The sequence below is a fragment of the Luteolibacter sp. Y139 genome (assembly GCF_038066715.1).
Classification (GTDB): Bacteria; Verrucomicrobiota; Verrucomicrobiia; order Verrucomicrobiales; family Akkermansiaceae; genus Haloferula; species Haloferula soli.
Genome location: NZ_JBBUKT010000001.1, coordinates 340579 through 365851 on the forward strand (window position 1 = coordinate 340579; position 25273 = coordinate 365851).

Here is a 25273-nt window from a genome sequence, read left to right on the forward strand (position 1 = left end):
CTCACTGCTTCCACTGGAACACCACCTCCCCGGCCTGCAATCCCTCCGCACTGGCTTTCAAAACCGCCTTCCCCTGCTCCTGCGTCCCTTGCAGCATGACTAGGGCTCGGCCTTGGAACGCCTCGCGCGTGCTCGCTTGAAAAGGCTCCAGGCTCACAATCGAGCCATTGTCCACCGCCACCACCTTGCCCGCGCCTTCCACCTTGAAGGAAATCTTGTTAGCCGCCGAAGGCACCACCACTCCATTCGCATCGGTCACAAAGACCTCGACGCTGACCATGCGTTCCCAAGCTTGCGAAAGCCCCTCGCGATCGGCCTTCAGTAATACCTTCGCCGGCTTCCCCGCAGTGCGCAGGACATTCGTCGCGACCTCCTTGCCTCCATTCGAAGCGACCGCCTTCAATGTTCCCGGCTCAAACGGCACCTTCCAGTTCAGCGCCACATCCTTGCGAACCGGTTTCTTGCCCAGCGACTTGTCATTGAGGACCAGCTCTACCTCGGAGGCATTCGTGTAAACCTCCACGTTCTCGTCATGCGCCTTCTGGTCCGCCGGCGTCCAATCGGAAAATAGCACCTGCCGGCGCTTCCATTCGACCGACTCGTAGCCCGGATCCGCCGGCGTATCCTCCGTCGCCGCGATGCGCCGGAAAACACCCACCATCGGCTTGTCGCTCCACCAGCTTTGCCGCTCCACCCCGCGCGGCTGGGTAAAACCCGCACGGTCTAACAAACCCGAATTGTAGGTCGTCACCGGCCACGTCTTCGATTCGCCAAGGTAATCAATACCCGTCCACAGGAACTGTCCCGCATGCTGCGGATTGTCGCGGCAATCAAACCACGTCGAGCGATCGTGCCCTTGCTCAGTCCCGATGATCTTGCGACCCGGCTTGTCCTTCCACGCCTGCAGCAGCTCCCCATCGCGATAATTCACGCCGATCACATCCAGCAAGTCCGCGAGCCCGTTGGTGAAGTCTTTCGACACATTCGGCCGGAACAACGCCTGCGTCACCGGCCGGCTGGGATCAGCCGCATGGCACACCTCCACCAGCCCCTTCAAAATCGGAATCGCCACATCCGCCTGGGGCGTATCGTGAATCTCGTTGCCCACCGAGTAGAGCACCACGCTCGGATGATTGCGGTCGCGCAGCACACCATCGCGCAAGTCGGTGTGCGACCACTCCTTAAAGTAAAGATGGTAATCCTGCTTGTTCTTCCCCTTCAGCCAGCAGTCGAAGAACTCATCCATCACCAGGAAACCCATCCGATCGCAGAGATCTAGGAACTCCGGCGAGGGCGGCGTGTGAGCCGTGCGGATGCTATTCACCCCGAGCTCCCGGAGCTTCTTCAATCGTCGCTCCCACACCGCGAGCGGAACCGCAGCACCCACCGCCCCACCATCCTGGTGCAAGCAAACGCCCTTCATCTTCACCGGCTTCCCATTCAGCACAAACCCGCGATCCGTCGTGAACTCCGCACTGCGGATGCCAAACGCGGTCTTCACCTCATCGACCGCCTTGCCATCGATGCTGATCGTGGTGACAAGCTGATAGAGATTCGGATGATCGAGATCCCACAGCTTGGGTGGTGATAGTGCGAGCTGCTGTGAAACATCTTCTTCCTTTCCCGCCGCGACGGAAACGTCGAAGGCGACGAAGCCAAGGGGACTCCCGTCGGGATTCATCACCGTTGATCGGACATTGACCCGAGAATCCTTCGCACCGGCGTTCGCCACCTTGGTCTCAATCTTCACCGTAGCCTCCCCCGCATCGACTTTCGGCGTACTCACAAACACACCGCCCGGCGCGACATGAACCGGCTCCGCGACCACCAACCGGACATGCCGATAAATCCCCGCACCCGCATACCATCGCGACGCCGGCTGAGGCGTCGTGTCCGCCTTCACCACCAGCACGTTCTTCGCCTTCAAATGAGGCGTCAGATCGTAGCGAAAACTCACATAGCCGCTCGGTCGCTTGCCGAGCGAGTGACCATTGATCCACACCTCCGCATTCGCCATCACCCCATCGAACTCCACCCACACCTGCTTGCCCTTGGCATCGAGCGGGAACTCCTTGCGATACCATGCCACGCCGGACGGCAGCCACGCGCCCGAGCCAGTCGCGGGCGCGGATTTGTCAAAAGCCCCGGCGATGCTCCAGTCGTGCGGCACCGAGACCGTCTCCCAGCCGTTTCCACTGAAACCTTCTTTCTCCGCCCCCGCCGCCTCGCCCTGGTGAAATTGCCAGGCGTCATCAAATGGCACGATTTCCCGCGCAAACACGCCGGAGCTGAGGATTGCTGCCAAAAAACCAAGCGAGGGGATCGGCGAAACGCGGAGCATGCCACAGTTCAAGGGAATCAAACCCGCGCCGAAAGCTCCCAGAATGGGTTATCCAGCAAAGCCCGTTTTGCTGCAAAACCTCTTGGGTTTGCTACGTTACCTGCGGGCCGCTCCTCGACGTTCCATCTCCAATGCCTGTCCGCGCCACTTCCACCCTCCTGCTCGCCCTCCTCGCCTGCCAGACCTCTGGCGCGGCGGACGATCCTGCCGCGGTGTTCGAGAGCAAGATCCTGCCGATCCTCGAGGACTACTGCTACACCTGCCACGGTGACGGCGAGGACAAGGGCAAGGTCAGCTTTGATGCCTTCGGCTCCACCGCGGCCCTGATGGACCAGACCAAGCTCTGGGACCATGCGTTGCGCAATGTTCGCGCCGGCTTGATGCCGCCGCCGAAAAAGGACCGCCCGTCCTCGGACGAACTGGCGACCCTCGTCGATTGGATCAAGCGCGGCCCGCTCAAGCTCGACCCCGCCAATCCCGATCCCGGCCGCGTCACCCTCCGCCGCCTCAACCGCGTCGAGTACCGCAATACGATCCGCGAGCTCACCGGCTACGACTTCCGCACCGACGAGGAATTCCCCGCCGACGACACCGGCTACGGCTTCGATAACATCGGCGACGTCCTCACCACTTCGCCGATGCTCTTGGAGAAATACATGCAGGCCGCCGAGACCATCGTCGAAAAAGGCCTCCCGCAGGAAAACCGGGTCACCCCGCGCAAAACCTTCCCCGCCGGCATGTTCCGCGGCAAGGGCCAGCGCGGCGAGGGCGACTATCAATACCGTCTCTCCCTCTACGACTCCGCCGACCTCACCGCGAAGCTGAAGATCGAGAAAGCCGGCACCTACCGCGTGATCCTGAATGCGCGCCCCACCGGATCCTTCTCCTACGACCCCGGCCGCTCGAAGCTCACCTGGTCGGTCGAAGGCAAGCAACAGCTTCAGGAAGAAACGAAGTGGGGCGGCAGCAAGCTCATCTCCGAGATCGAAGTGAAGTGGGAGCCCGGCGAATATCCGCTGCAACTCACGCTCGAGCCGCTCGTTGGGAAAGACAAGCAGCCACCTGACCTCGGCGACGGCCCGCCCTTCGTTGACTTGGAACTCGGCGGCATCACCCTCGTCGGCCCGCTGGAACCGCAGTACGCGGTTCATCCGCCGAATTACGAAAAGTTCTTCACCCGCGACCAAGTGCCGGACGATGCCGCCGGACGCGATGAGTATCGCACCGAGATCCTCCGCCGCTTCGCCACCCGCGCTTTCCGCCGCCCGGTCGATGACGCCACCGTCGCCAAGCTCGCTGGCTTCGCCAAGGAGTCCGCAGAAGTCCCGGACGGCACCTTCGAAAAAGGCATCGCCCGTGCCATCGCCGCGATCCTTGCCTCACCCCGCTTCCTCTTCCGCATGGAGCAAGTGCTCCCGGAAAGCGACCCGGCCAAGCACCCGCTGTTAGACGAATGGTCGCTCGCCTCGCGCCTGTCTTACTTCCTCTGGTCCACCATGCCGGACGATGATCTGTGCCGTCTGGCCGAAAAGGGCGAGCTGCGGCAGAACCTCTCCACTCAGGTCGCCCGCATGCTCCGGGACGACCGCTCGGATGAGTTCGTCGAAAACTTCGCCGGCCAATGGCTCCAGGCGCGCGACGTCGAAAGCGTCAGTATCGATGCCCGCACCGTCCTCGCCCGCGACAACGGCACCGAGCGCGAAAACCGCGAGCGCTTCGAGAACTTCCGCCGCCTCAATCGCGAGATCGATGAAGCGGAGAAGGCCCGCGATGATACCAAGCTGGCCGCCTTGAAGGAAGAGATGACAACCTTGCGCGCCAAGTTCCGCAGCCCAGGCCAGCGCCGTATCGAGTTCAGCGGCTCCCTGCGCAGTGCGATGAGAAAGGAAGCCGAGATGCTCTTCCGCCGCACCCTCCGCGAAGACCGCAGCTTGCTCGAGCTAGTTGAAAACGACTCCACTTATCTCAACGAGGAACTCGCCAATCACTACGGCGTCCCGGACGTCCGCGGCGGCGACATGCGCCTCGTGAAGCTGCCGGCCGACAGCCCGCGCGGCGGCGTTCTTACGATGGGCACCGTACTTGCCGTCACTTCGAATCCCACCCGCACCTCACCGGTGAAACGCGGCGTCTTCATCTTGGATAATATCCTCGGCACTCCTCCCCCACCGCCACCGCCGAATATTCCATCGCTCGAAGCCTCCGTAAAAGGCACCGACGGCGAGGAACTCAGCCTGCGCGACGCCCTCGCCATGCACCGCGAAAAAGCCCTGTGCTCCTCCTGCCACAGCCGCATGGACCCCATGGGCCTCGCGTTCGAGAACTTCAACGCCCTCGGTGCCTTCCGCGAAAAGGAACTCGGCAAGCCCATCCCATCGTCCGAAGGCCGGCTCATCACCGGCGAAAAATTCGCCAATGTCAGCGAGCTGAAACACCTCCTCGTCACCTCCCGCCGCCAGGACTACTATCGCTGCATCACCGAGAAGGTCCTCACCTACGCCCTCGGCCGCGGACCGGAGCCCTGCGACATCACCACCGTCGATTCCATCATCGATGGACTGGAGCAATCCGGCGGCAAGTTTTCCACCCTCATCACCGGGATCATCGAATCCCCCGCCTTCCAGAAACGCCAACGCACCACGCCATGAACGCCGCCACCAATCGCCGCCGCTTCCTCCGCGGCATGGGAGCCTGCCTGGCCCTGCCATCGCTCGAGGCCCTGCTCCCACGCGTCTCCGCCGCCGAAGTCGCCGCACGCGGATTCGCCACCACGGCCAGCGGCGCACCACTGCGCATGGCCTACCTCTATTTCCCGAATGGTGCCGTACCCGGCGCATGGACCGCCTCGGGTGCCGGTGCTGACTTCAAGCTGGAGAACACTCTCGCCCCTCTGGAAGCGCTCAAGCACCGCGTGCAGGTCATCTCAGGCCTCGACCTCAAGAACGCCGAGCCCGGCAATGACGGCGCCGGCGACCACGCCCGCGCCAATGGCAGCTTCCTCACCGGCGTCCGCGTGCGGAAGACCGCTGGAGCCGATATCTATGCCGGCGTCTCTGTCGATCAGATCGCTGCCCAACAGATCGGCCGCAGCACCCGCTTCGCCTCGCTCGAACTCTCCTGCGATCCCCACCGCAAGTCCGGCGGCTGCGACTCCGGCTACTCCTGCGCCTATGAGTCGAATCTCGCTTGGCGCACGCCCACCTCGCCACTCGCGCCCGAATCGAATCCCCGTCTGATCTTCGAGCGCCTGTTCGGCTCTGGCAATCCCGGCGAGCGCAGCGACAGCTTGACCCGCCGCCACAAGCAACAGCGCTCCATCCTCGACTTCGTGATGGACGATGCAAAGTCGCTCTCCAAGGAACTCACCGCCCGCGACAAGGCGAAGATGGACGAGTATCTAACAGGCGTCCGCGAGATCGAGGAGCGCATCGTCACCGCCGAGAGCTTCAAGGACATCCCGGATCCCGACATGGCTACGCCGGACGGCATCCCGAAGGCCTACGACGACTACATCCGCTTGGTCTTCCAGATGACCGCACTCGCCTTCGAGACCGATGCCACCCGCATCGCGTCGATCATCCTCGCCCGCGACGGCAGCAATCGCTCCTTCCCCGAGATCGAAATCGCCGAAGGCCATCACGCCCTGTCGCATCATCGCAACAACGAGGACATGATCCGCAAGGTCACCTTGATCGACCGCTTCTACGCCGAGCGCTTCTCCGAATTCCTCGGCATGCTGGAAGCAAAGAAGGACGCCGACGGCCAATCGATCCTCCACAATTCGATGATCGTCTATGGCTGCGGCAATTCCGACGGCAACCGCCACACCCACACCAATCTCCCCATCGTCCTCGCCGGCAATGGCGGCGGTGCCTTCAACCCCGGCCGCGCCTGGGATGCGAACGAGAAGCCGCTCTGCAACCTCTACCTGAACATGCTCGATGCGATGGGCACGCCCTCTCTCGAGCGCTTCGGCGATAGCACGGACCGCATGGCAGGAGTCTGATTTCCCTCTAATCATGAAGCTGCTCCTTTCCCTCTCCCTCGCGCTCATCGCGACTCTCCACGCGGAGGAAATCTTTCTCTGGCCGAATGGCGCTCCCGGCTCCGAAGGTAAGACCGAGCCCGAAGTCGTCACCAAGTCCGACAGCGGCGAACTCACGGTCACACACGTCCACAAACCGACCATCACGCCCTATCTGCCCGCCAAGGAAAAGGCCACCGGTGCCGCGGTCATCGTCGCCCCCGGCGGCGGACACAAACTGCTCTGCGTCACCCATGAAGGCAGCAATGTCGCCGAGTGGCTCGCTCAACACGGCGTCGCCGCCTTCGTTCTCAAATACCGCCTCGCGAGCGAGGAAGGCTCCACCTACACCGTCGATGACCACGCCGTCGCCGACATGCATCAGGCCATCAAATACGTGCGCAGCCACGCGGGCGAATGGGGCATCAAGAACGTCGGCGTCATGGGCTTCTCCGCCGGCGGCGAAGTCTGCTCCATCGCCAGCATGAAGTTCACCCCGGAAGACCGCCCCGACTTCCAGGCCCTCATCTATCCCGGTCGCTCGCAGCGCATCGTCCCCTTCGAAGGATCGCCACCCGCCTTCCTCGCCGCATCGTCCAACGACCGCCCCGACATCTCCGAAGGCCTCACCAAGGTCTACCTCGACTTCAAGAAGGCGAAGATCCCCGTCGAACTCCATCTCTACGCCGGCGGCGGCCACGGCTTCGGCCTCCGCCCCGGCCGCAACGCCCCCGTCGACCAATGGATCCTCCGCTTCGACGAGTGGCTGAAGGACCGGAAGTTCGTCCCGGCATCCTGAAGACCTGCTAGCCTTCGCTGGGGAGTTAGCCATCGCGCGAAAAAACTCTGCTGCCCCAACGGCCCGGCATCCCTTAGCCGCAGCCCCTCTTCAGCACCAACGGTGCGAAATCCCTCAGCCCAGCCCATCGGGCTGGGTTTTTGATACCCAGCCAATGGCGGCCTGAAGGGCCGCGAGACGGGCAAGGCTGCTTCACCTCCTTGGAACCACGCTGAAACGCAGGCCCTCCCGACGCAACCCGCTCACCTTCGGCATTGCACTTTCCGCCGCCCCCGCCCCACGCTGGCCCCGTGCCGACCGTCCGCCTCAAGTACTTCTCCTACCACCCCGCCATCTGGCCCCGGATGATCGGGGAAGTGACCCGCGATGCCAAACCCGGCTCGCTCGTCCAGGTGCTAGACAAGGAAGGCAAGCCCTTCGGCAGCGCCTTCTGGAATCCCAAGGCCGGCATGCCCCTCCGCGTCTTCGCCCACGGCAATGAAGCGGTCGACGAAAGCTTCTTCCTCGGTGCCATCCAGCGCGCCGCCTCGCTGCGCCGCGAGGTGATGAAGCTGGATGAAACCACCGAGGCCTACCGCGCCATCCACGCCGATGCCGACCAAATGCCCGGCCTCGTCGCCGACAAGTTCGGCAACGTGATGTCGCTCGAAATCACCAACCTCGCCGCCTTCCAGCGCCTCGATGCCTGGGTCCCCGCGCTGCACGAAGCCTTCGGCACCGAGAAAGCCCACATCCGCGTCGATCCCGACCTCGCCCGCATCGAGGGCATCCCCTCGCTCACCCATCACCTTTCCGAAAAGCTCCGCCCGCTGAAAATCCGCGAACACGGCGCGACCTTCCAGATCGATCCCTCCGGCGGCCACAAGACCGGCTTCTTCTGCGACCAGCGCGACAACCGCAAGAAATTCGGCGAACTCGCCGCCGGCCGCAGCGTGCTCGATCTCTGCTGCTACACCGGCGGTTTCTCCGTGAATGCCGCCCTCGCCGGCGCCGAGGATGTCACCGCCGTCGATCTCGACGAGAACGCCATCGAAGTGGCCAAGCGCAATGGCAACCTCAACCAGAAACGCATCAAGTTCACCCACGGCGATGCTTTCACCTGGGCGCGCACGATGATCGAGAACGGCCGCAAGTGGGACCTCGTCATCGCCGACCCGCCGAAGTTCATCCACGGCAAGGAAGACCAGCTCGGCCACAACAAGTATCACGACCTGAACAAGCTCGCCCTCCAGCTCGTGAAACCCGGCGGCCTCTTCGTCACCTGCTCCTGCTCCGGCATGCTCTCGCCAGACGAGTTCGAAAAGATCGTCGTCTCCGCCTCACACCGCCAGGACCGCCGCCTGCAAATCTTCGACCGCACCGGCGCAGGCCCCGACCACCCGACCCTCTCGAACTACCCCGAGTCCCGCTACCTGAAGCTGCTCTGGTGCCGGGTGATTGGTTGAACAGACTCCGACAAAGACGATTCTTTCCCTCGTCCGCCCTCTCTCTCAGCCTTTCCGTTCCCCTCGGCCTTCCGCTCCCTCGGCCTCCCCGTGCCAACGGCACGACTCATAAAAGCCCGGCACGAAGTGCCGGGGCCACATCGACCGCAACCTCGCGTCCTGAATGGACGCCTCATGCGTCTGACGGCCCGCCGGAGTCTTGTCACTCGAACTTACGGTGACATCCCGCACTGATCGGTCTAAGAACGCAGCATGAACCGGCGACTCCTCGTCACCATCGGACTGCTCCTCATTGCTGGCGTCTCGGCCCAGGACAAGCCGCCTGTCGATCCTCCATCCCCGCCAAAACAAGAGCACCTCCCCATCCCCGCCGACTGGCCCGGAGTGGAATATGCCGAAGTCCGCGCCTATCTCTACAATCCCGGAGACAACGCCGAAAATCTGATTCTGGAGAATGGCAAACTCCACGCAGAGGTCGTCAATCCTGAGGGCATCAAGCTGGACGCCACGCACACCGAACGCCTCCTCGCCACCTTCCGCGGCAAGGCCCCGGATGGCGCAGGCGTCGGCTGCTTCACTCCTCACCACGGCTTCGTCTTCTATGATCGCGACGGCAAACCTGTCGCCGATGTCACGGCCTGCTTCCTGTGCGAGATAGGAGTCGCAAATCCGGGCTCCCATTCGATGACCACATGGGAGTTCAATTCGCTGGCCCGTCTCGTACAAGATCTCGGCCTCCCCGTTTTCAAAGATCCCACTGAAGCAGAAGCGCACTTCATCGGCCTCGCCCGGCATTGGCCCGACGCCAAGGTAAAAGCAGCCATCGACAAATACCTCTTCGACGGAGCCAAGGAAAACGTCATGGACCGCTCGGCACTCGTGACTTTGCTCCAAGGCTTGGGCGAGCGCACGCACCCCTTCCTTCTCGCTTATCTCGCCGACGAAAACCTGCGCACTGGCTGGCTGAAGAAAGACCCGGCCGCCCCCTTCATGGGCACTCTCCTTGGTCGTCTTTGCGATAGCTTCGGCGATACTCCGCCCGCCGCCGTCATCCCCCTGCTCGCACCTCTCCTCGATGGCGCCGATGTCGCCGCCCGCTGCAAAGCCGCCGAAGTAATCGCCAAAACCGGCGTGCCCGAACTTATTCCTCAAATCCGCAAGGCTTTGGCGGATTCCCGCGAAGACCTTTCCGATGCACTGATACTTCCCCCTCCGACATCGGACGAGAAACCGCCGTCCTCCGGCATCACCGTCTACCGTTGTGCCTTTGCCGGACTGCAAGTGGCGCTCGATCGCGGAACCCTGCATCCCGAGGCAAAGGACCAGCTCTTCCCCGACGTGAAAGCCCTCGGCGGGATCTTCGATGAACAGGGCTGGGCCAAGGCCCTGATCCAAATGAACTCTAACAGAGCCATGGAATTCTTCCTGAGCCCGGAAATGTTCAATCCGGATTCACCTCGGCTCTCAGCGGTTATGAGAACCTTGTGCGAGATGAACCTGCAAATTCCGCGCGAGCGACTCCTCACCCTCTGCGGAGAACTTAGGTCAAAGCATCTCGGAGAAGATCAGAAATGGATCATGAAACCCGCGTTACTCTTGCTCGGCCGGCAACGTCACCCGGATGACTTGGAACTGCTTCGCGGCATGGGCGACGAAACCCTCGCCAGTGACGCGCTTGCAGGCCTCCTGGCCTGGCACGGCCTTGAAGGCTATCGCGAACGCCTTGCCAAACAGGAATCGGAAAAAGGCTTCGCAGCCTTGAACGAACCTCAGCGACTTCACTTCGCAGCGGAAAAATTCGACAGCATCCGGCTCTGCTTCGGCAATCCCAACATCGGCGGCTATTTTTCCGGAGCCGGAGGAGAACAATGGCGTGATGCACTCGCCGGATTGAAAGCCCTGAAGCAAGATGCGCTGGCCGCGATCCTCGAAGAAGCTGTGGCGAAGTTTGGCGAGGAAGGCCCCGACAAGGACGCGGAGACGCGCCGAAAGCAAATCGCCGCCCTTGAGGAAAAGCACGCCTTCGACGAACTCGAAGCACGCCTGCAAGAAGCCACAAACCAATTGGACCTCTCCCTCGACCGCTTCGCCATCGAACACGCCGAGTCATTCAAGTGACTCCGGCCAGCTAGCCGTATCATCCCGGCACCTTGCTTTATCCTGAGCGCTCGCAGTCAGCGGCCGGAAAATCGATCACTCAGATTGGAGTTGTCTTTCCCGGGTCTCGGGCGACGAGTTATCCCTGACTTCGCAAACTCCCCAAACCATCACAAGATGACTCCCCCCGTGAAACTCCTCGCTTTCATCTGCCTCATCGCCGCCGTCCGGGCACAGGAGAAATCGAAGCCTGCTCCTCCGACGGAATCCCACGCACAAGAAGCAACCCGTGAAGAAGCCCAGCAACGCCTCGGCGAATTGATGGCATATGCCACGACAACCGAAGCTCAGGGAGCCGCGACGCGTCGCGAGCGGTTCGAGGCGGAGGAGGCGAGGTCTAACCGCGCCCTCGCCCGGGACAAAGAGATGAGAAGCCTGGCGGAAAAAAGAGAGGCCGGCGACAAGGCCGCAGCCGAGAGAATCTCCGCACTGTGGAAAGAGAGTGCAGCGGATGCGGAGGCGTGGCAGCAGTTCAAGGACAAGCAGAGCGCCATCAGCGAGAAATTGGAGCCATGGAGTCGCGAATTTGAGCTAGCCGCTGGTTCGATCCTGAAAGGAAAGGGCGTTCTGGATAGCGGAGCTGGCCTCACCTCGATCAAGGCGGGCTTGCAAAGCGGAAGCCTGGACTATCGGTGGCAGGGTTCGGCTGAGGGAGGAAAGCCTGAGCTGGAGGTGAGGTTCGGTTTCCGCCCGATGCCGGGAATCGCCGCGCATTTCGGGAACCCAACTCGCAAGATCGGGACCACTGGAACGGTCATCATCGAGCGCGAGCACATAGCCGCAGTGGCATTCGAGAAGTTCTACCTGGAGGTGGAGTTGGATCATTGGAAAGAGGGCGACAAGCCCCCGCTTGAAGTCGCCGCTCAAGCAATCGACTTCGATGCCCTCGGATCACTGAAGGTCGCGATGGCTGGAGCGGAGCCGGCAAAGCTGGATCACACCCTTCCTCGTCTGCCGCTGGAAATAAAGCGGCCACCGGCATCCGCCACTCCCCGTGAAGAACAGCTCAAGGCACTCGGCAACTTCTTCAAGGAAGCCCTCGATCTCAAAAAGAAGATCTCGGAGATCGAGACAGAAGAGCGCGAGGAACGGAATCGCCTGTCCTTGCGCCTGGACGAAACAGGAGCCACCGCGCTCTCGGACGAGATCGATCGCCTGCGTCGCAAGGCGAGAGCGGGCGAAGCCGGCACCGAGAAAGCTATCGCCGAGGCAAAGGCGAAGTGGAGGGCAATCGTCGAAAAGGAGAATGCACCGCTGCGTGCCATCGAAGAAAAGAAGACCGCCCTGCTCCACGAGGCTGAGCTCAAGAATCCTCGCTTCGCCTCAGTGGCTCCTTCGATACTGGCTCCGGGGGCATCCATTCCGGACAACGTAGGATTGTCGAAGATCGATGCGGACCTCGGCAAAGGCACGGTGTGGCTGCACTGGGACACACAACCGGGAAGCACGCTGCCGGCCGTGACGGTTCTCCTCCAGCTCTTCCACCGGCCCGACCGCTTCGAAGAAGGCAATCCGGTAAAAGGCATGCTCGATAATCATTGGCCCATCATCATCGATGCTCCGAACAATGCCCGGATCTGGCTCCAGGAACTCCAGGTAGATGTCTCCGTCTCACCCGAATGGCAGGTTCGGGAAATCAGGCCAAAGGATCTCGCCGCAAGCCTTCTGGATTTCAAGGCCATCGCAGATCTGGACGCCGCCGCTGCCAGCAAGCCCTGAGTCATGATCGACATCCTCCACGCCACCGAGGAACACGCCGAAGCCGCGTGGCAAATCTTCCGCGAAGTGATCGCATCGGGCGATGCCTACGTCTTCGGAGCCGACACCACACGCGAAGCCTTCCTCGCCTACTGGTTCGCCGCCCATGCCTATGTCGCCATGGAGAATGGAAAAGTGCTCGGCAGCTACCTCATCAAGGCCAACCAACCCGGCCGCGGATCCCACGTCGCCAATGCCAGCTACATGGTCGCCGCCGCCGCACGGGGCAAAGGCATCGGCGGCCTGATGTGCGAGCACTCGCTCTATCAGGCCAAGACCCTCGGCTTCCGCGCGATGCAATTCAACATTGTAGTCAGCACGAACACCGCCGCCGTGGCACTATGGCAAAAACACGGCTTTGCCATCGTCGGCACCTTGCCCGGCGCCTTCCGCCACGAGACCTTGGGCTACGTCGATGCCCTGGTGATGTTCCGCGATCTCGCGGACATCGATTCACTTTAGCTTGGATTCACGCGTCCGGCGTTCTCCCGAGACGATCACCTTTACGGGCCCGTTGCCATTCAGCAGGCCATTGGCAACGCCATTTGCATTCGAGGGAAGCTCGATCAAGCGGAACGACTTCACGCCATTGCTATTCGGCAGGCTGAAGAAGAGTCGATTGGTGCCTGCCTGCGCGATCGAAGGGATCACCGGAATGACGACATCCGCCGTCGCCATCACCTCCTTGACCGTCGTCGCTGCCGGAGCAGGAGCCACTCCGACCGGGGCCGCACTCGTCGATTCGATCGTGGCCGCCGACGCCGATGGATTGTCGACCGGAATTCTGGCCTCCTTGCCGTTGGCGTCGGTCCAGATCACCACGTGCTCGAAGCCGGCAGCCGGCGGCGGCACCTGATCGATCAGCACCTTGGCGGTGTTGCTCACGGGATCCTCGATGACAAAACCTTCCGGCTCAGTGTTCACTGCCACCGCCCTGTTGGAAGCGAGGGCGCTCTCATCCGGCACGTAAAACGAGCTGAGATTGTCCTCGATCGTTGCCCTCCGGCCCAGGAAACCGCGACCGTTCTCATCCGGAGACCAGATCATGTCCCTGGCCTTGTCGTAGTAGGCACCATCCGCGGAAACCATCAGGTTGTAGTCCTCGGCGGCAGTCGTCGGGAAATTCAGGTGCCGGATGTATTCGCCCACCGACGGGGTGTAATTCTCTGGCAGCCATCCGCGCTGGAGCACCATCCGTGCAGGATCCCCGGATCCCCCGCGCTCCAGCTCCAGCAACGAACTCAAGGCACCCGTCAAAGCAGCCATCATGCGGCGCTGGGTCTCTTCCGGCTCGGGCTGCAGCACGTTTGGCGAATGGAGGCCCAGCACCCGCGGGGCGGAGAGGCCACCCTGTTCGACGAACGAATTCACCTCAGCCTGCAGGCGCAGCAATTCCTCGCGCAGTCGCCGGTCATTCGGGACCACGCGGCGATCCGGCAGCGCCGGCAACCCGGCAACATCAGCCTCGCCTGCCGCCACGCCAGCGACTTCAGCATGATTGCGTGACGGCATGTAGACCGGTGGCGTCACGCTCGCCACGGCAGAAGCCTTCTCACCATCGCGAGGCCACAGGATGAAAGCGATCGCTGCTGCCGCCCAACCGCTCGCAGCCAGCCACGGGAAAAACTTCACGTTCCGGTGAGCGAGCGGCGTGCGAGCCTCCACCTTCGACATGATCGACGAAAGCACCTCCGGCGGCGCGGCACGCAGTGGCGATGTCGCAAGCCACACATCCGCCGCCGCTTCCTGCGTGGCACGGATTTCCTCCAGGCACTTCGCATCACGCACCAGCCGCGGATCGCTGCGTGCCGCATCATCATGCGGCAGCAGGTCGAGCGCCTTGGCAGTCGCGTCCTCCAGATTATTGCGGGGCATCGACGCCTCCTTTCTTCAAAAGCGCGCGCAGCTTTTCCATCGCGCGATGGACACGGACCTTGGCAGTGCCGATCGGCACACCCCAGCGCTCCGCATGATCTTCCAGCGTCGCCGGGTCAAAGAGCGCCACCCGCACACTTTCTGCCTCGCCCGCATCGAGTTGATCGAGCGCTAGACGGACCCGAGAAACGGTATCGCGGAAAAACAAATCCTCCACCCCGCCGCGATCCGGCACTTCCAGCGCAGGCATCTTTCCCCAGTCCTCCCACACCGCGGCACGGCGCCGCTTCCGCCGCAGCACGTCGAGGCAGAGGCCACGGAGAATCATCGAGCACCACGTGAAACCGCGGCTCTTCTCGGAATCGAAATCGCCGGCTCTCTTCCAGATGCGCAGGAAGCAATCCTGGAGGACTTCCTTCGCCGCACCCTCGTCGCCGATCCAGTGCAGGGCCATGCTGTAGAGGCGGTCGCCCCACATCCGGTAGAGCTCCTCAAGCGCCTCCGGATCATGACGGGCAATCCGGGTCAACAGCCACGTGCCGTCCCAGGCATCCGCCCGTCCGTCCGCGTTGCGTGCTTGTGCCTTTTCCCCCATTGGTCCGTCGCCTTGTCTCATGATTCCGCCCGTAGCGGGAAGCCGGAAATCTTTTCAGCTGGCAGGAGGCGAAGGACGACTGTCCCCGAGCCCCCCCGGTCTCTCGACAGCCGCCCCCCTCCCATGGTGTTGACACAACCCTTGGTCCGCGGGGTCTCCATCCCCGGCACCGGGGCCGGACGACTTCACGGAGTCTCCTCCATGCTCCAAGCCCTCCCCGACTTGAAGCACGGCCTCCATTCCGTCGTCCGGCCGGATGCTTTCCGGTGGAAACTTTTTCGCGAAGGTGCTGCTGGCCGGTGCGGCCGGGACCCAAAAAACCCGCCACTCCCGCGACAAGAAATCCAAGACCGACATCCATGGTCGCCCCGTGGATCCCGGCATTTGAGTTTCTCGCAGCATCACCACAACCATGATCGCTACCGTATGATCCGGCTGCGTTGGCAGGTGGGTTTCAGAAAAGTTTCATTTTTCTTCAATCTCCTCGGAAACGCAGCATCACCGGCTTCGAAACCTTCTCGGAAAGAAAAGATTCCCCCTCGAAATGAGCCCAGTCCTTCGAGCTCGTTTGCGGCGAATCCTGTGCGCCGGAGCGGACTTGGCCGCCGTCGGAAAGTTCCACCCGCAGCTCCAAGCCGCGGAATTTGAATTTGTCCTCAGCCGAATCGCAACGGAGCTCGACCGTGTTCTCCGGCTTCAGCTTCGCGATCAATGAAGCGGGCACTTCGATTCGTGCAGTTTGCCACTCGTCGGGACCCGTCGGCAGTTCGGCAAGTTTCGCCCCATTGAGGAAAAGCGTCTTCGCACCGTAGCCCGCGTTGATCCCGAAGTGCTCGACCGTCAGCCATGCCTTCCGGATCCCACGAAGCTCGGAGTCCGTGAGAGCACGGCGAGACACAGGAGCAGCACGCAGTTCACGCTCAGCGATCAGGCAGGTGGTTTGGCGGCGCGCATTGGCGGAAACCGCCCATGGCAGGTCACGTGAATTGAAGCCTTCATCAGTAGCCTTCGTCTCGGCAAGCAGCCACGCCTCAGCACGTGTGCCTGCTTCACCAGCACGCATCTCCACAGCGACGGCCTTCCCCGCCTTCGACTTCAAATCAAAGGACGCCATCTGCCACGGCCGCACCCGATCGCTCGGCATCCCGGCACGGGCGTAGCCAGCGTAGTGATTAAGCGCCGCCTTGCTCGTCCGCAGTGGGGTCGCGATCCCGCCATCGATCCTCACCTCCGGCAGCTCAGGATAGCCGATGACCAGCAACTCCCCGCGCCCCGCGAAGTCAGGCAACTGCTCCACCTTCGCCGCCGCGACCGGGCCATCGGCTTTCACCGAAACCGCCACCACCGGCATCTCGGCTCGCTTCGCTGCCGGAGTGCCCGGCTTAAATTCGAAGGCCAGTGTCTCATACCCGGGAATCTCGATCTCCATCGCGCGTCCCGCCGTGAACTTGGCCTGCCACGTCGCGTGATACGGATAAACCACGCGCCCCAAGTAATCCTTTCCCACCTCTCCCGCAAAACCCGCCGCGGAATCAAACGGCACCCGCAGCACCTGCGGCGATGGCCCGGGATTGCGCGCGACCAGAACCCCACGCTCACCATCCCAACCCGCGTAGCCGTAAACATGTCCTTCATCCGGCCGACCACCGATCCAGACATTGTTCGCCAGCGCCTTGAAATTCCGCTCGCTCCACCGGTGGATGGTCGCGAGCGATTTCCACTGCTCAGCGCTCATCGCCGAAGGCGTCAGGTACCACTCCTTCATCTGGATACCACGTCCATAGTACATCATCACGTGGTCCGCCCAGTCGCGCAGCGTGTCCTCCGGGCCTTCCATCTGCCCGCGCGGATTGCGGATGATGCCATGGGTCATCAGCCGCGACACCGGCACCAGCGGCCGATCCGCCGCATCGCCCCACATCCGCCAGACGTACGCGTCGCGATCAGTCGTAGCCATCGCCCTCGTTGAAAGCTCAGGCCAGTTCCCATTGAAGCCATCGTCCCCCGCCAGCATCCACAGCGCATCGCCATGCATCAACCACCACGGCGAGAACCACACCCAATTCGTGAGATTCTGATAGACCGCCGGGTTCGCCTCACGCGTCGCGGCCAGCAGCGAGATCATCGCATCCACATTCGCCTCATGGCCGTGCCGATCGGTGGCAGGATGATTGCAGCCCTCACCCGCGTCAGAGAGGTGGTTGAAGTCATGCTTGAAGTAGGTCACGCCTGCCTCCCCTGCTAGCTTGCGAAGCTGCTTCTCCAGCTGCTCGCGATACCCGTCGGCGCTCAGCGAGTAGTGCGGGAAAAACTGGCCGAAGTACTTGTTGGCCTTCGCCTTCTGGTAGCCCTCGCTCTCACCCCAGCCGATGTTCGTGGTGGTTCCATCCAGCGCCAGCCACAGGCCAAGCGAGGTGCCCTCCTTGCGCAACGAATCGCTCAGCGCCTTCAAGTCATCGAAGCCCTTCGGGAAATGCCCCGCCGCCGGTTCCCATACCGAGGCATTGTTCTGCCAGCCGTTGTCCGGCACCATCGCATCGATCTTGATGTCATAGTCCTTCAGCGCCGCCCGGAACTGGCGATGGATGTCGATGAAGTTGTCGCCCTTCAGCGACTTGCCCGAGGCATCAAACCAATTGTTGTAGTGCGTGAACGACCGCTCCGGCTTCGCCACCGACTCAAGGTAACGCGCGAAGCCCTGCTCCATCGACTCCCCTGCCTTCGCCACTCCCACCACCGCGCTCTTGCTCCGGATCACCCACCGCTCGCCGTCCTTCTTCGCAAAGCCCGGAAAGTGGAACAGCCGGATCAATCCCGGCCTCGGCTTCGCCTCTTGATCGCGCCCTTCGAGATCCACGAACGAATAATTTCCCACCAGCTCATAACGATGGCTGTCGGGTTTGGGGGTATTTCCGTCGCCATATCGGGTGTGCCCGGCGGGATACTCCAAACCGAAAAACCAATGATCGCCGAGAAACACCGGCTCCCCTCGCCCGCCTCGCGTGCCTGTGCCGCTTGCGGTGAAGCGCTCCACTTCCAGCCGGTCGATCGTCGCCGCCTTCGGGAACTCCAGCTCGATCCACTTCCGCAGGTAGCTGCCGCTCTCAAAGGTCACCGTCACCTTCGACGGCGCATTCTCCGACAAGGCCATGCCCTCCGGCCAAACGTAGCGAAGCACCAGGCCGGCTGCGGTCTTCTCCGGCTCCCCGACCGAGCGAAAGTCGTCCACCGTCCACTCGCGGTCATCCATCGTCCGCAGGTGAAATTCATCGCTCGCCACCGGCAGCGCTTGCCCGGCGGCATCGATGAAGCCGCTGGTCCGCCAGACCTTGCCATCGAACTCGAATTCCCGCCGCGTGCCATCGGCAGCCCTCCATTCCAGCGCGGACAGCGTGGAGGAAAGGGCGACAAAAATAGCCAGTCGGATCATCATGGAGATCCGTCATACGCCCGACAACAAACCGATTCACTCATCAAAATATCCATTTCGTGAGCTTTTAACCCAAAAACGATTCCCAATCTTCATTTCGCCTTGTGTCAGCGCGGCTTCCGAAAGTTTGACGCTCCCTGATCCCCATCCGTAGTCTTGTTAGCTCTATTACCCATACATAAACCTCGTTTCACTCATGAAACCCAATCTGACCACACTCCTCCCAGCACTCTCCTGCCTCCTTTTCCTTCCCGCCAACGCCCAACAATGGTCGCCCGAGCAAGCCAACGCCTGGCACAAAACCCAGCCATGGCGCGCCGGCTCGAACTTCGTCCCCAGCACCGCCATCAACCAGCTTGAGATGTGGCAGGCCGACACCTTCGATCCCGAGACCATCGACCGCGAACTCGGCTACGCCGCCTCCTGCGGGATGAATTCCGCCCGCGTCTTCCTCCACAATCTGCTCTGGGAGCAAGACTCGGAAGGCCTGCTCAAGCGCATGGACCAGTTCCTCACCATCGCCGACAAGCACAAGGTCGGCATCATGTTCGTCCTCTTCGACGACGTCTGGGATCCAAACCCAAAGCTCGGCAAGCAGCGCGACCCCAAGCCACACACCCACAACTCCGGCTGGGTCCAGAGCCCCGGCCGCGACGTCCTCGTCGATCCCGCCAAGCGCAAGGCCCTCGAACCCTACGTCACCGGCGTCCTCACCCGCTTCAAGGACGACAAGCGCGTCATCGTCTGGGACCTCTACAATGAGCCCGGCAACATGAACACCAGCGCCTACGGCAAGGTCGAGCTGCCACCGGAAGAGAAGAAAGAACACGCCCTCGAACTCGCCAAGCTCTGCTTCGAGTGGGCTTGGAAAGTCCGCCCCTCACAGCCCCTCACCATGGGCGTCTGGACCGGCGACTGGAGCACCAAGGAAAAGCGCGATGCGCTCAATGCCTACCAGATCGATCACTCCGACATCATCACCTTCCACGCCTACACCGATCTCGAAAAGACCAAGAGCATGACCGAGCCGCTCTTCGCCTACGGCCGCCCCGTCGTCTGCTCCGAGTACATGGCCCGCACCGCCGGCAGCAAGCTCCAGGACATTCTCCCCTACTTCCACGACAAGAAAGTCGACGCCTACCAATGGGGCCTCGTCGCCGGCAAAACCCAGACCCAGTATCCGTGGGAAAGCTGGAAGCAAACCTTCACCGAGGAACCCAAGATCTGGTTCCACGAACTCTTCCACAAGGACGGCAAGCCCTTCGACAAGGAAGAGACCGACCTCTATAAAAAGCTCACCGGCAACTAAAGACGGAACACTCCTTGTTCCTCCAACAGCCCCGGCATCATCATGCCCGCGACATTTCCGAATGCCGCGGGCATTCTTATTTCAAAACACAGGCTCGATCCCTCGAATAGAAATCACCCTCCCTCCGTCCCAACGCGAATCCACCGTCCCCACGATGAAACTCCCCGCTCTCCTGCTCATCGTATCCCTCTCCCTGCCTTGCTCCGCGGAGGAAGATAAAGAACCGGAATTCCGTCCTTCGCCACTCACCCAGAGCGAGGACTTCCCGGAAAAAACTTGGAAGCCGGACGACAAGGAATCCTGGCAAGGTCCTTTCGCAGAAGTGTTGCGCGACTTCCTCAAGGCCGGTCTGCCCGATCCCACCGGGCTTCCCTACCACCGCATCACCATCGTCACCGGAAATTGTTACGCCGGAGACCATGGCCCCACTGAGATCGAAGCATGGCTTCTCCCTGGCGAAGAAAAGTCCCCGCACTTCGCCATCGCGTGGAATGGTCTCGTCTATCCGGTGCTGGATGATCGTGGCGATGCCGACCTGAAAGCCACGGTCGCGAAGATCCTGAAGGCTGGCGAAAAGGACCGCGCGTCCTGGTTTGAATCCGCAGATGAAGCGACCTTGGTGACGCCTACATCGTTGTCGCTGATCCACGGACTCTATCTAACGCGGCTCGGATTTCCTGATGCGGCAAAGCACGTGCTGGAGGAACGCGAAGCGGATCGCAGGATGTCACCGCTCAAGGAGGAACTCGCAGTTGGCTGGACGTGGAGCCACCTCGACCGCGCCATCAGCGCCCACATGCGCGGCGACTCAAAGATGGTGCTCGCGTCCGCGGCCGGCCTGAAGCGTTCCATCGCCGGCTTGAAGACATCGCTGGGAACAGCCGACCCCATGTTCGGCCAAAGCGACCATTGGATCGAACAGGCCGAGCAATTGTCCCAAGAAGCCACCCGGCGCATGAAGGCGGGCAAGACCGGCTCGCTCGATGAAAAGGCCTTCCTCTCCAGCAAGCCCGGAACGGAAGCACTCATCGAAGCGCTCGATCGAATCCAGATGTCCCAGATCAGTCAGCCCGGCGATGTCCCTCTGTGGGAATCTCCCATCGTCTTGGCGCTAGCCGAGAAAGGCGATGATGCGGTAGAGCCGCTGATCACTTGCCTCGAAAGCGACACGCGCCTCACCCAATCGGTCCATTTCTGGAGAGACTTTCACAAGAGCAGGACCGTCCTAGGCGTTCACGAGGCCGCTCTCCACGCCCTGCAAGCCCTGCTCCAGGGAGGGTTCTTTCAACTCGCCTCCACCGGCGACAGTCTGACTGGCCGCGGTGATCAGTATCGCAAGGAACTCGCCGCAGGTATCCGCTCCAACTGGGAAAAATACGGCAAGCAAACCGGTCCCCGTCGTTCATATCAGGTTCTGTTAGATGATGCGGCCGGCATCGACGGCTGGCTGGATGCTGCGGGAGCCCTCTTCCATCCCACGCGCTATGATGCTGACACAGGCGAGCCAATCCCGCCAAAGGGACCCATCCCCGGCGAGGTGCTGCGCGAACGAAAGGACCCGTCCGTCTCCGATCTGTTAGAAAAGGGGCTGGCAGGCGTCGAGAAAGCGGCCGATGACGGCGATGAGGAATCCGGGCGAGCCCGCATGGCGTTCCTGGCGATCCTCTTGGATTGGGATCCGGCTCGTGGCCGGGCGAAGATCGCTGGGCAAACGGGCAAATGGCTGAAGAATGGAGTGTGGTCCTCGGAGGATGTCCATGTGCTCACACAATTCCTTCGTGAAGTCGCCGACAGGACTCCCGAAGTCCTGCCCGTGTTCGAGGAAATGGCGTGGACGCTTTCGCCGGGCAAATACGACAGCTGGGACGGTCAGTGCGCCTTCGTGACCCAAATGATGCTCAAGCACGGCGCTTCAATGAAACGACCGGCGACGGAATTGTGGACGCACCCCGATTCACCTTGGTGTTTGAAGTCGCTTCGGATCTCCACCTTGGAGGACGTGGTTGAACATTGGAACCGTAGGAAACTCACGACCACTTCCCCTTTTGGCGAACTGCTGGATTCGTTACTGGCCGATGACACCGCCTGTGGAACCGCGAGCCTGGATCCTGGCAACCCGCGCAAGTGGACCGCCGAAGTCGATCTTGAAAAGACGACCCAGGACGTGCCGGATGACCAGAAGTTCGCCATCAAGCCAGGCACCAAGCTTTCCATCCGCCGCAAGGACGTCGTCGGTCGAACCTTGAAGCAACCGAGGTATACCTCGGAAAAACCAGCGGAACCCGTCTTGGAGTATTATTGGTCAGTCGAAGACCGCGACAAGTGGCTTGAAAAGCTCCGGGACGAACTCAAGTCCGCCAAGCCGGGCGGCGGAGACCGCTGATCGCGCTGCTTCTGCCCTCACGCCGACATCCTCACCGACGAAGGATCCGGATCGATGAAGTGCGTCCAGCTCTCATCCGTCCCCGCATTCTCCTTCAGCCCGAACATCGGCCGCCAGCGCGGAGCCGCCGGCTTGCGCAGCGGGTGCATGTTCGCCTCATGCGTCAGCTTGTTCGCCTTGCGCGTGTTACAGCGGATGCAAGAGGTGACGATGTTCTCCCACGTGGTCCGCCCGCCCTTGTCGCGCGGCATCACGTGATCGAGATTCAGATCGGACTCACTGAAGACCTTGGCGCAGTACTGGCAGGTGTGCTTGTCCCGCAGGAACACATTCCGGCGGGTGAAGCGGACCTCCAGCCGCGGCAGCTTTTCATACAGTGCCAGCACGATGATCTTCGGCACCCGCAGCGCGATGCGGACGGTGTGGATCACCTCGTCCAGGATGTCGCGCGACGAATGTTCGATCCACGACCCCAAGTCGTGAGTCCGAAATCGTTCATCGCCCTCGGTCTGCACCACCTGGGCGTGCCCTAGAAACAAGAGCTTGAGCGCGCGGCGGACGGAGCAGGTATGCACCGGCTGCCAAAACCGGTTAAGAACGAGGACGGGATGGTCCAGATGGCCTACCATACCTTTTCCCAGCAATTGCCGCGCAAATTAGCAGGATTACCCCATGTCGCAAGAAAAAGCTTGGTGACAGGGAAGTTACACAAACCCGGCGCTTTTTCTCGCCCCACCCAATTGAGGGAGAAAACCAACTACCTTTTGCAACGTTCAATGCGCGGTGACTTCTGGCTTGCCGGAGCCACCGCGAAAACCAAAGTTGTCTGACAGATTGACCGATTTATGAAACTCCGAACCCTCATCGCCACCTCGTTCCTCGCCCTGCCCCTGTGCCAAGCGGCCGAGCCCGGATTCACCGATCTTTTCAATGGCAAGGACCTGACCGGCTGGAAGCGGGTCAATGGCACCGGCGAATACAAGGTCGAGGGTGACCAGATCGTCGGTAAAGGCGAGAACGTGAAGGCGAACACCTTCCTGCGCACCGAAAAGACCTACAAGGACTTCGATTTCCGCTTCGAAATGAAGCTCGCCAAAAAGGCCGGCAACTCCGGCATGATGTTCCGCGGCCTGCAAAAGCCCGGCGCCGATGGCCGCGTCTTCGGCTACCAGTGCGAGCACGATGACAACGAGGAGCGCGCCTGGACCGCCGGCCTCTACGACGAGGCCCGCCGCGCCTGGCTCGTCCCCTATCGCAACGACGACAAGAAGAAGACCTTCCCCGAGGCGGAAGTGAAGAAGCAGGAGGATGACCGCAAGGCCTTCACCAAGCAGGGCCAGGAGATCACCAAGTGGGATGACTGGAATGACGTCCGCATCGTCTGCAAGGGCAAGCACATCCAGATCTGGCTCAACGGCAAGGAGCGCGTCGACTACACCGATGACGCCCCCGACTTCACCCCCGAGGGCTTCTTCGCCCTGCAAGTGCACGCCGGCAAGTCCTGCGACGTCCGCTGGCGGAATATCCGCATCAAGGAACTCTGATCCGCCCAGTCCGCCCGAGGTTCAGCGTTCCGGCGTGGTCAACTCCCGGAACGCATCCTCCACCGCCTGAATGCCGCCCGCGCTCGGCGTGGCAGTCGTCGCAGCAGCATCCAGCTGCTTTTGGAGATCGTCCTGCGGCTGGCGACCGGTGCCCGAGAGGCGAACGGTGGCCCACGAGTAGCCACCTTCACGGCGCTTGAAAACCGCGCGGACCGGTGCCGACGCCTCGTTGACCAAAGGATCGGGCATGCCCACTTCGAGTGCCCCGTCGAGGGTACCCTGGGCATCGACGGCGAGCCGTCCTTTCAGGGTCAGACGATTCCGTGCGGCAAAGTTCAGGTTGTCCAAGCCTCCAGTCAGCCCGGCGCGAACCAAGGTGCCATTCGCCTCGAGGTCGAAGTGCGGGCTCTGAAACCAGCTGTCGCCGATCTCCTTCCCCAGCACCGCGAACATCGGCAGCTGCTTCCAGTAGGTATAGGCGGACGGGCTGGCGCGGAAGGGAATCCGGACGGAGATGAGCGCCGGGGAATTGGCCTCGTAGGAAAGCGTGCCGCTTTCCCCGCCCTCGGGAGTCTCGACCTCCGAGGACATCCAAGCCCCGAAATTCGGGCCCAGCAGGGCAGCGAGCGGCACGCGGTGAACGCGGATCGAGAGATCGGACTTGGCCCCATAAAGATCCAAGAAGGCTTGGGTCGGGTTGATGATCTCAATCTCCCCGCCCTCTGATTTCAGACCGGGAGAAAGCCGGATATTACCCACCTTCAGACCCGCCTGATCGAACTGGAGCGACGCGAACTCGAGCGAAAAATCGCCCCACATGCCCGAGTGGATCGTCCCGCCTTCAAACCGCAGGTTGGCCGTGGTGGCAGCCTGATCCAGCACGTCGAAGATCGCCTCGGTGCTGCTCAGGCTCGCAGCGGGTTTCTCCCCGCCGCCCATCAGGACGCTGAATTGGGAACTACGATAGCGGAACTGGAACGGACACTCGCCACCGGGAGTGCTGGAGGCCGGTGGCCTCCCCACCGGCTGGCGTAAGGTCAGGACGCCCCCCTGGCCGCCCACCATCTCAGTGCCTTTCCAGACGCCTGCAGCCAGGCTCGGCAGCCGCAAATCGCCGCGCAAACCATTCACCGTGAGGCTCTTCAGGAGAGACGTTTCCGGCCATTGAAGCTCGAAGGCCGAGGCCCCCACGCTGATCGGCGAAACGCGAAGCTGCGCCAGCTTCGGCTCTCCACCGGTCCATTGCCGGATCCGCGCTTCGACCTTCTGGTGATAGCCCGGGGTATTGAGATAAATCATCGAGCCCAGCAAGGTGAGACCCGCACCGGCCACCAGGCCGACCGCTCCCACCACCTGCGCCACCTTCATCCGCCGGTCGCGCTTCTCCTTTTCCTTCTTCGGCTGGACGCTGCGGCGCTTGCGCTTCCGCATCTTGTAAACCTGGGTTCCGTCCTCGCGGGTCACGAGCTTCGCCTCGCCATCACGCGGGCCACCGCCGCGCGTGCGGAGGCGATCCATCATGTCGTCGATCGAATAATTCTCGGGCTCCAGGTCGTCTTCAGGCATCTCGGGTGAAAGATCTCAGTGGAGGGAAATCCTTCACGTCGCGAGCC

At 61.9% G+C, this 25273-nt stretch carries 17 protein-coding genes; 11 read left to right on the top strand and 6 right to left on the bottom strand.

Annotation, left to right across the window (positions count from 1 at the left end):
- Position 1 precedes the first annotated feature (1 nt).
- On the bottom strand, positions 2–2341 hold the full coding sequence (locus tag WKV53_RS01540) for a glycoside hydrolase family 2 TIM barrel-domain containing protein (RefSeq protein WP_341402578.1): 2340 nt from the start codon (positions 2339–2341) through the stop codon (positions 2–4).
- 131 nt (positions 2342–2472) lie between these two features.
- On the opposite strand from WKV53_RS01540, the gene WKV53_RS01545 reads away from it, so the two are divergent.
- The 7 genes from WKV53_RS01545 (at position 2473) to WKV53_RS01575 (ending at position 12986) form a co-directional block, all read left to right on the top strand.
- Entirely contained in the window at positions 2473–4989 is a 2517-nt protein-coding gene (locus tag WKV53_RS01545) for a DUF1592 domain-containing protein (protein ID WP_341402579.1), read from the top strand.
- The gene (locus WKV53_RS01550; protein ID WP_341402580.1) at positions 4986–6347 is read left to right on the top strand and encodes a DUF1552 domain-containing protein; all 1362 of its coding nucleotides are present in this window, start codon (positions 4986–4988) and stop codon (positions 6345–6347) included. The genes WKV53_RS01545 and WKV53_RS01550 overlap by 4 nt, the downstream gene beginning before the upstream one ends.
- Before the next feature lie 13 nt (positions 6348–6360).
- A complete protein-coding gene (locus WKV53_RS01555) occupies positions 6361–7164 on the top strand; it encodes an alpha/beta hydrolase (RefSeq protein ID WP_341402581.1) in 804 nt (267 codons plus the stop codon).
- 290 nt (positions 7165–7454) lie between these two features.
- Complete coding sequence (locus WKV53_RS01560) at positions 7455–8609, top strand: class I SAM-dependent rRNA methyltransferase (RefSeq protein ID WP_341402582.1); 1155 nt, start codon at positions 7455–7457, stop codon at positions 8607–8609.
- A gap of 252 nt (positions 8610–8861) precedes the next feature.
- Positions 8862–10727, top strand: a complete 1866-nt coding sequence (locus WKV53_RS01565; RefSeq protein ID WP_341402583.1) for a DMP19 family protein — start codon at positions 8862–8864, stop codon at positions 10725–10727.
- A 168-nt stretch (positions 10728–10895) separates the two neighbouring features.
- On the top strand, positions 10896–12485 hold the full coding sequence (locus tag WKV53_RS01570; protein ID WP_341402584.1) for a hypothetical protein: 1590 nt from the start codon (positions 10896–10898) through the stop codon (positions 12483–12485).
- A 3-nt stretch (positions 12486–12488) separates the two neighbouring features.
- Positions 12489–12986 carry a GNAT family N-acetyltransferase gene (locus WKV53_RS01575; RefSeq protein ID WP_341402585.1) on the top strand — a complete coding sequence of 166 codons (498 nt, stop codon included), beginning with the start codon at positions 12489–12491 and terminating at the stop codon, positions 12984–12986.
- Here WKV53_RS01575 and WKV53_RS01580 read toward each other — a convergent pair.
- From WKV53_RS01580 to WKV53_RS01590, 3 genes are all read right to left on the bottom strand, one after another.
- On the bottom strand, positions 12978–14399 hold the full coding sequence (locus WKV53_RS01580; RefSeq protein ID WP_341402586.1) for a hypothetical protein: 1422 nt from the start codon (positions 14397–14399) through the stop codon (positions 12978–12980). The genes WKV53_RS01575 and WKV53_RS01580 overlap by 9 nt on opposite strands.
- On the bottom strand, positions 14386–15015 hold the full coding sequence (locus WKV53_RS01585; RefSeq protein ID WP_341402587.1) for an RNA polymerase sigma factor: 630 nt from the start codon (positions 15013–15015) through the stop codon (positions 14386–14388). The genes WKV53_RS01580 and WKV53_RS01585 overlap by 14 nt, the downstream gene beginning before the upstream one ends.
- 454 nt (positions 15016–15469) lie before the next feature.
- On the bottom strand, positions 15470–18427 hold the full coding sequence (locus WKV53_RS01590; RefSeq protein WP_341402588.1) for an alpha-amylase family protein: 2958 nt from the start codon (positions 18425–18427) through the stop codon (positions 15470–15472).
- Positions 18428–18620: 193 nt separating this feature from the next.
- On the opposite strand from WKV53_RS01590, the gene WKV53_RS01595 reads away from it, so the two are divergent.
- The gene (locus tag WKV53_RS01595) at positions 18621–19733 is read left to right on the top strand and encodes a cellulase family glycosylhydrolase (protein ID WP_341402589.1); all 1113 of its coding nucleotides are present in this window, start codon (positions 18621–18623) and stop codon (positions 19731–19733) included.
- A gap of 154 nt (positions 19734–19887) precedes the next feature.
- Positions 19888–22116, top strand: coding sequence for a hypothetical protein (locus WKV53_RS01600; RefSeq protein WP_341402590.1), 2229 nt, complete (start codon positions 19888–19890; stop codon positions 22114–22116).
- Between the two features lie 17 nt (positions 22117–22133).
- Here WKV53_RS01600 and WKV53_RS01605 read toward each other — a convergent pair whose 3' ends face one another.
- Positions 22134–22745 (bottom strand): HNH endonuclease, encoded by a 612-nt coding sequence (locus WKV53_RS01605; RefSeq protein ID WP_498049543.1) that lies wholly within the window; start codon positions 22743–22745, stop codon positions 22134–22136.
- Between WKV53_RS01605 and WKV53_RS01610 the strand changes: the two genes are divergently transcribed.
- Both WKV53_RS01610 and WKV53_RS01615 read left to right on the top strand, forming a co-directional pair.
- A complete protein-coding gene (locus WKV53_RS01610; RefSeq protein WP_341402592.1) occupies positions 22734–22946 on the top strand; it encodes a hypothetical protein in 213 nt (70 codons plus the stop codon). The two genes, WKV53_RS01605 and WKV53_RS01610, sit on opposite strands and share 12 nt — an antisense overlap.
- 15 nt (positions 22947–22961) lie before the next feature.
- A complete protein-coding gene (locus WKV53_RS01615; protein ID WP_341402593.1) occupies positions 22962–23660 on the top strand; it encodes a 3-keto-disaccharide hydrolase in 699 nt (232 codons plus the stop codon).
- Positions 23661–23681: 21 nt separating this feature from the next.
- Here WKV53_RS01615 and WKV53_RS01620 read toward each other — a convergent pair whose 3' ends face one another.
- The gene (locus WKV53_RS01620) at positions 23682–25226 is read right to left on the bottom strand and encodes a hypothetical protein (protein ID WP_341402594.1); all 1545 of its coding nucleotides are present in this window, start codon (positions 25224–25226) and stop codon (positions 23682–23684) included.
- Between the last annotated feature and the right edge of the window lie 47 nt (positions 25227–25273).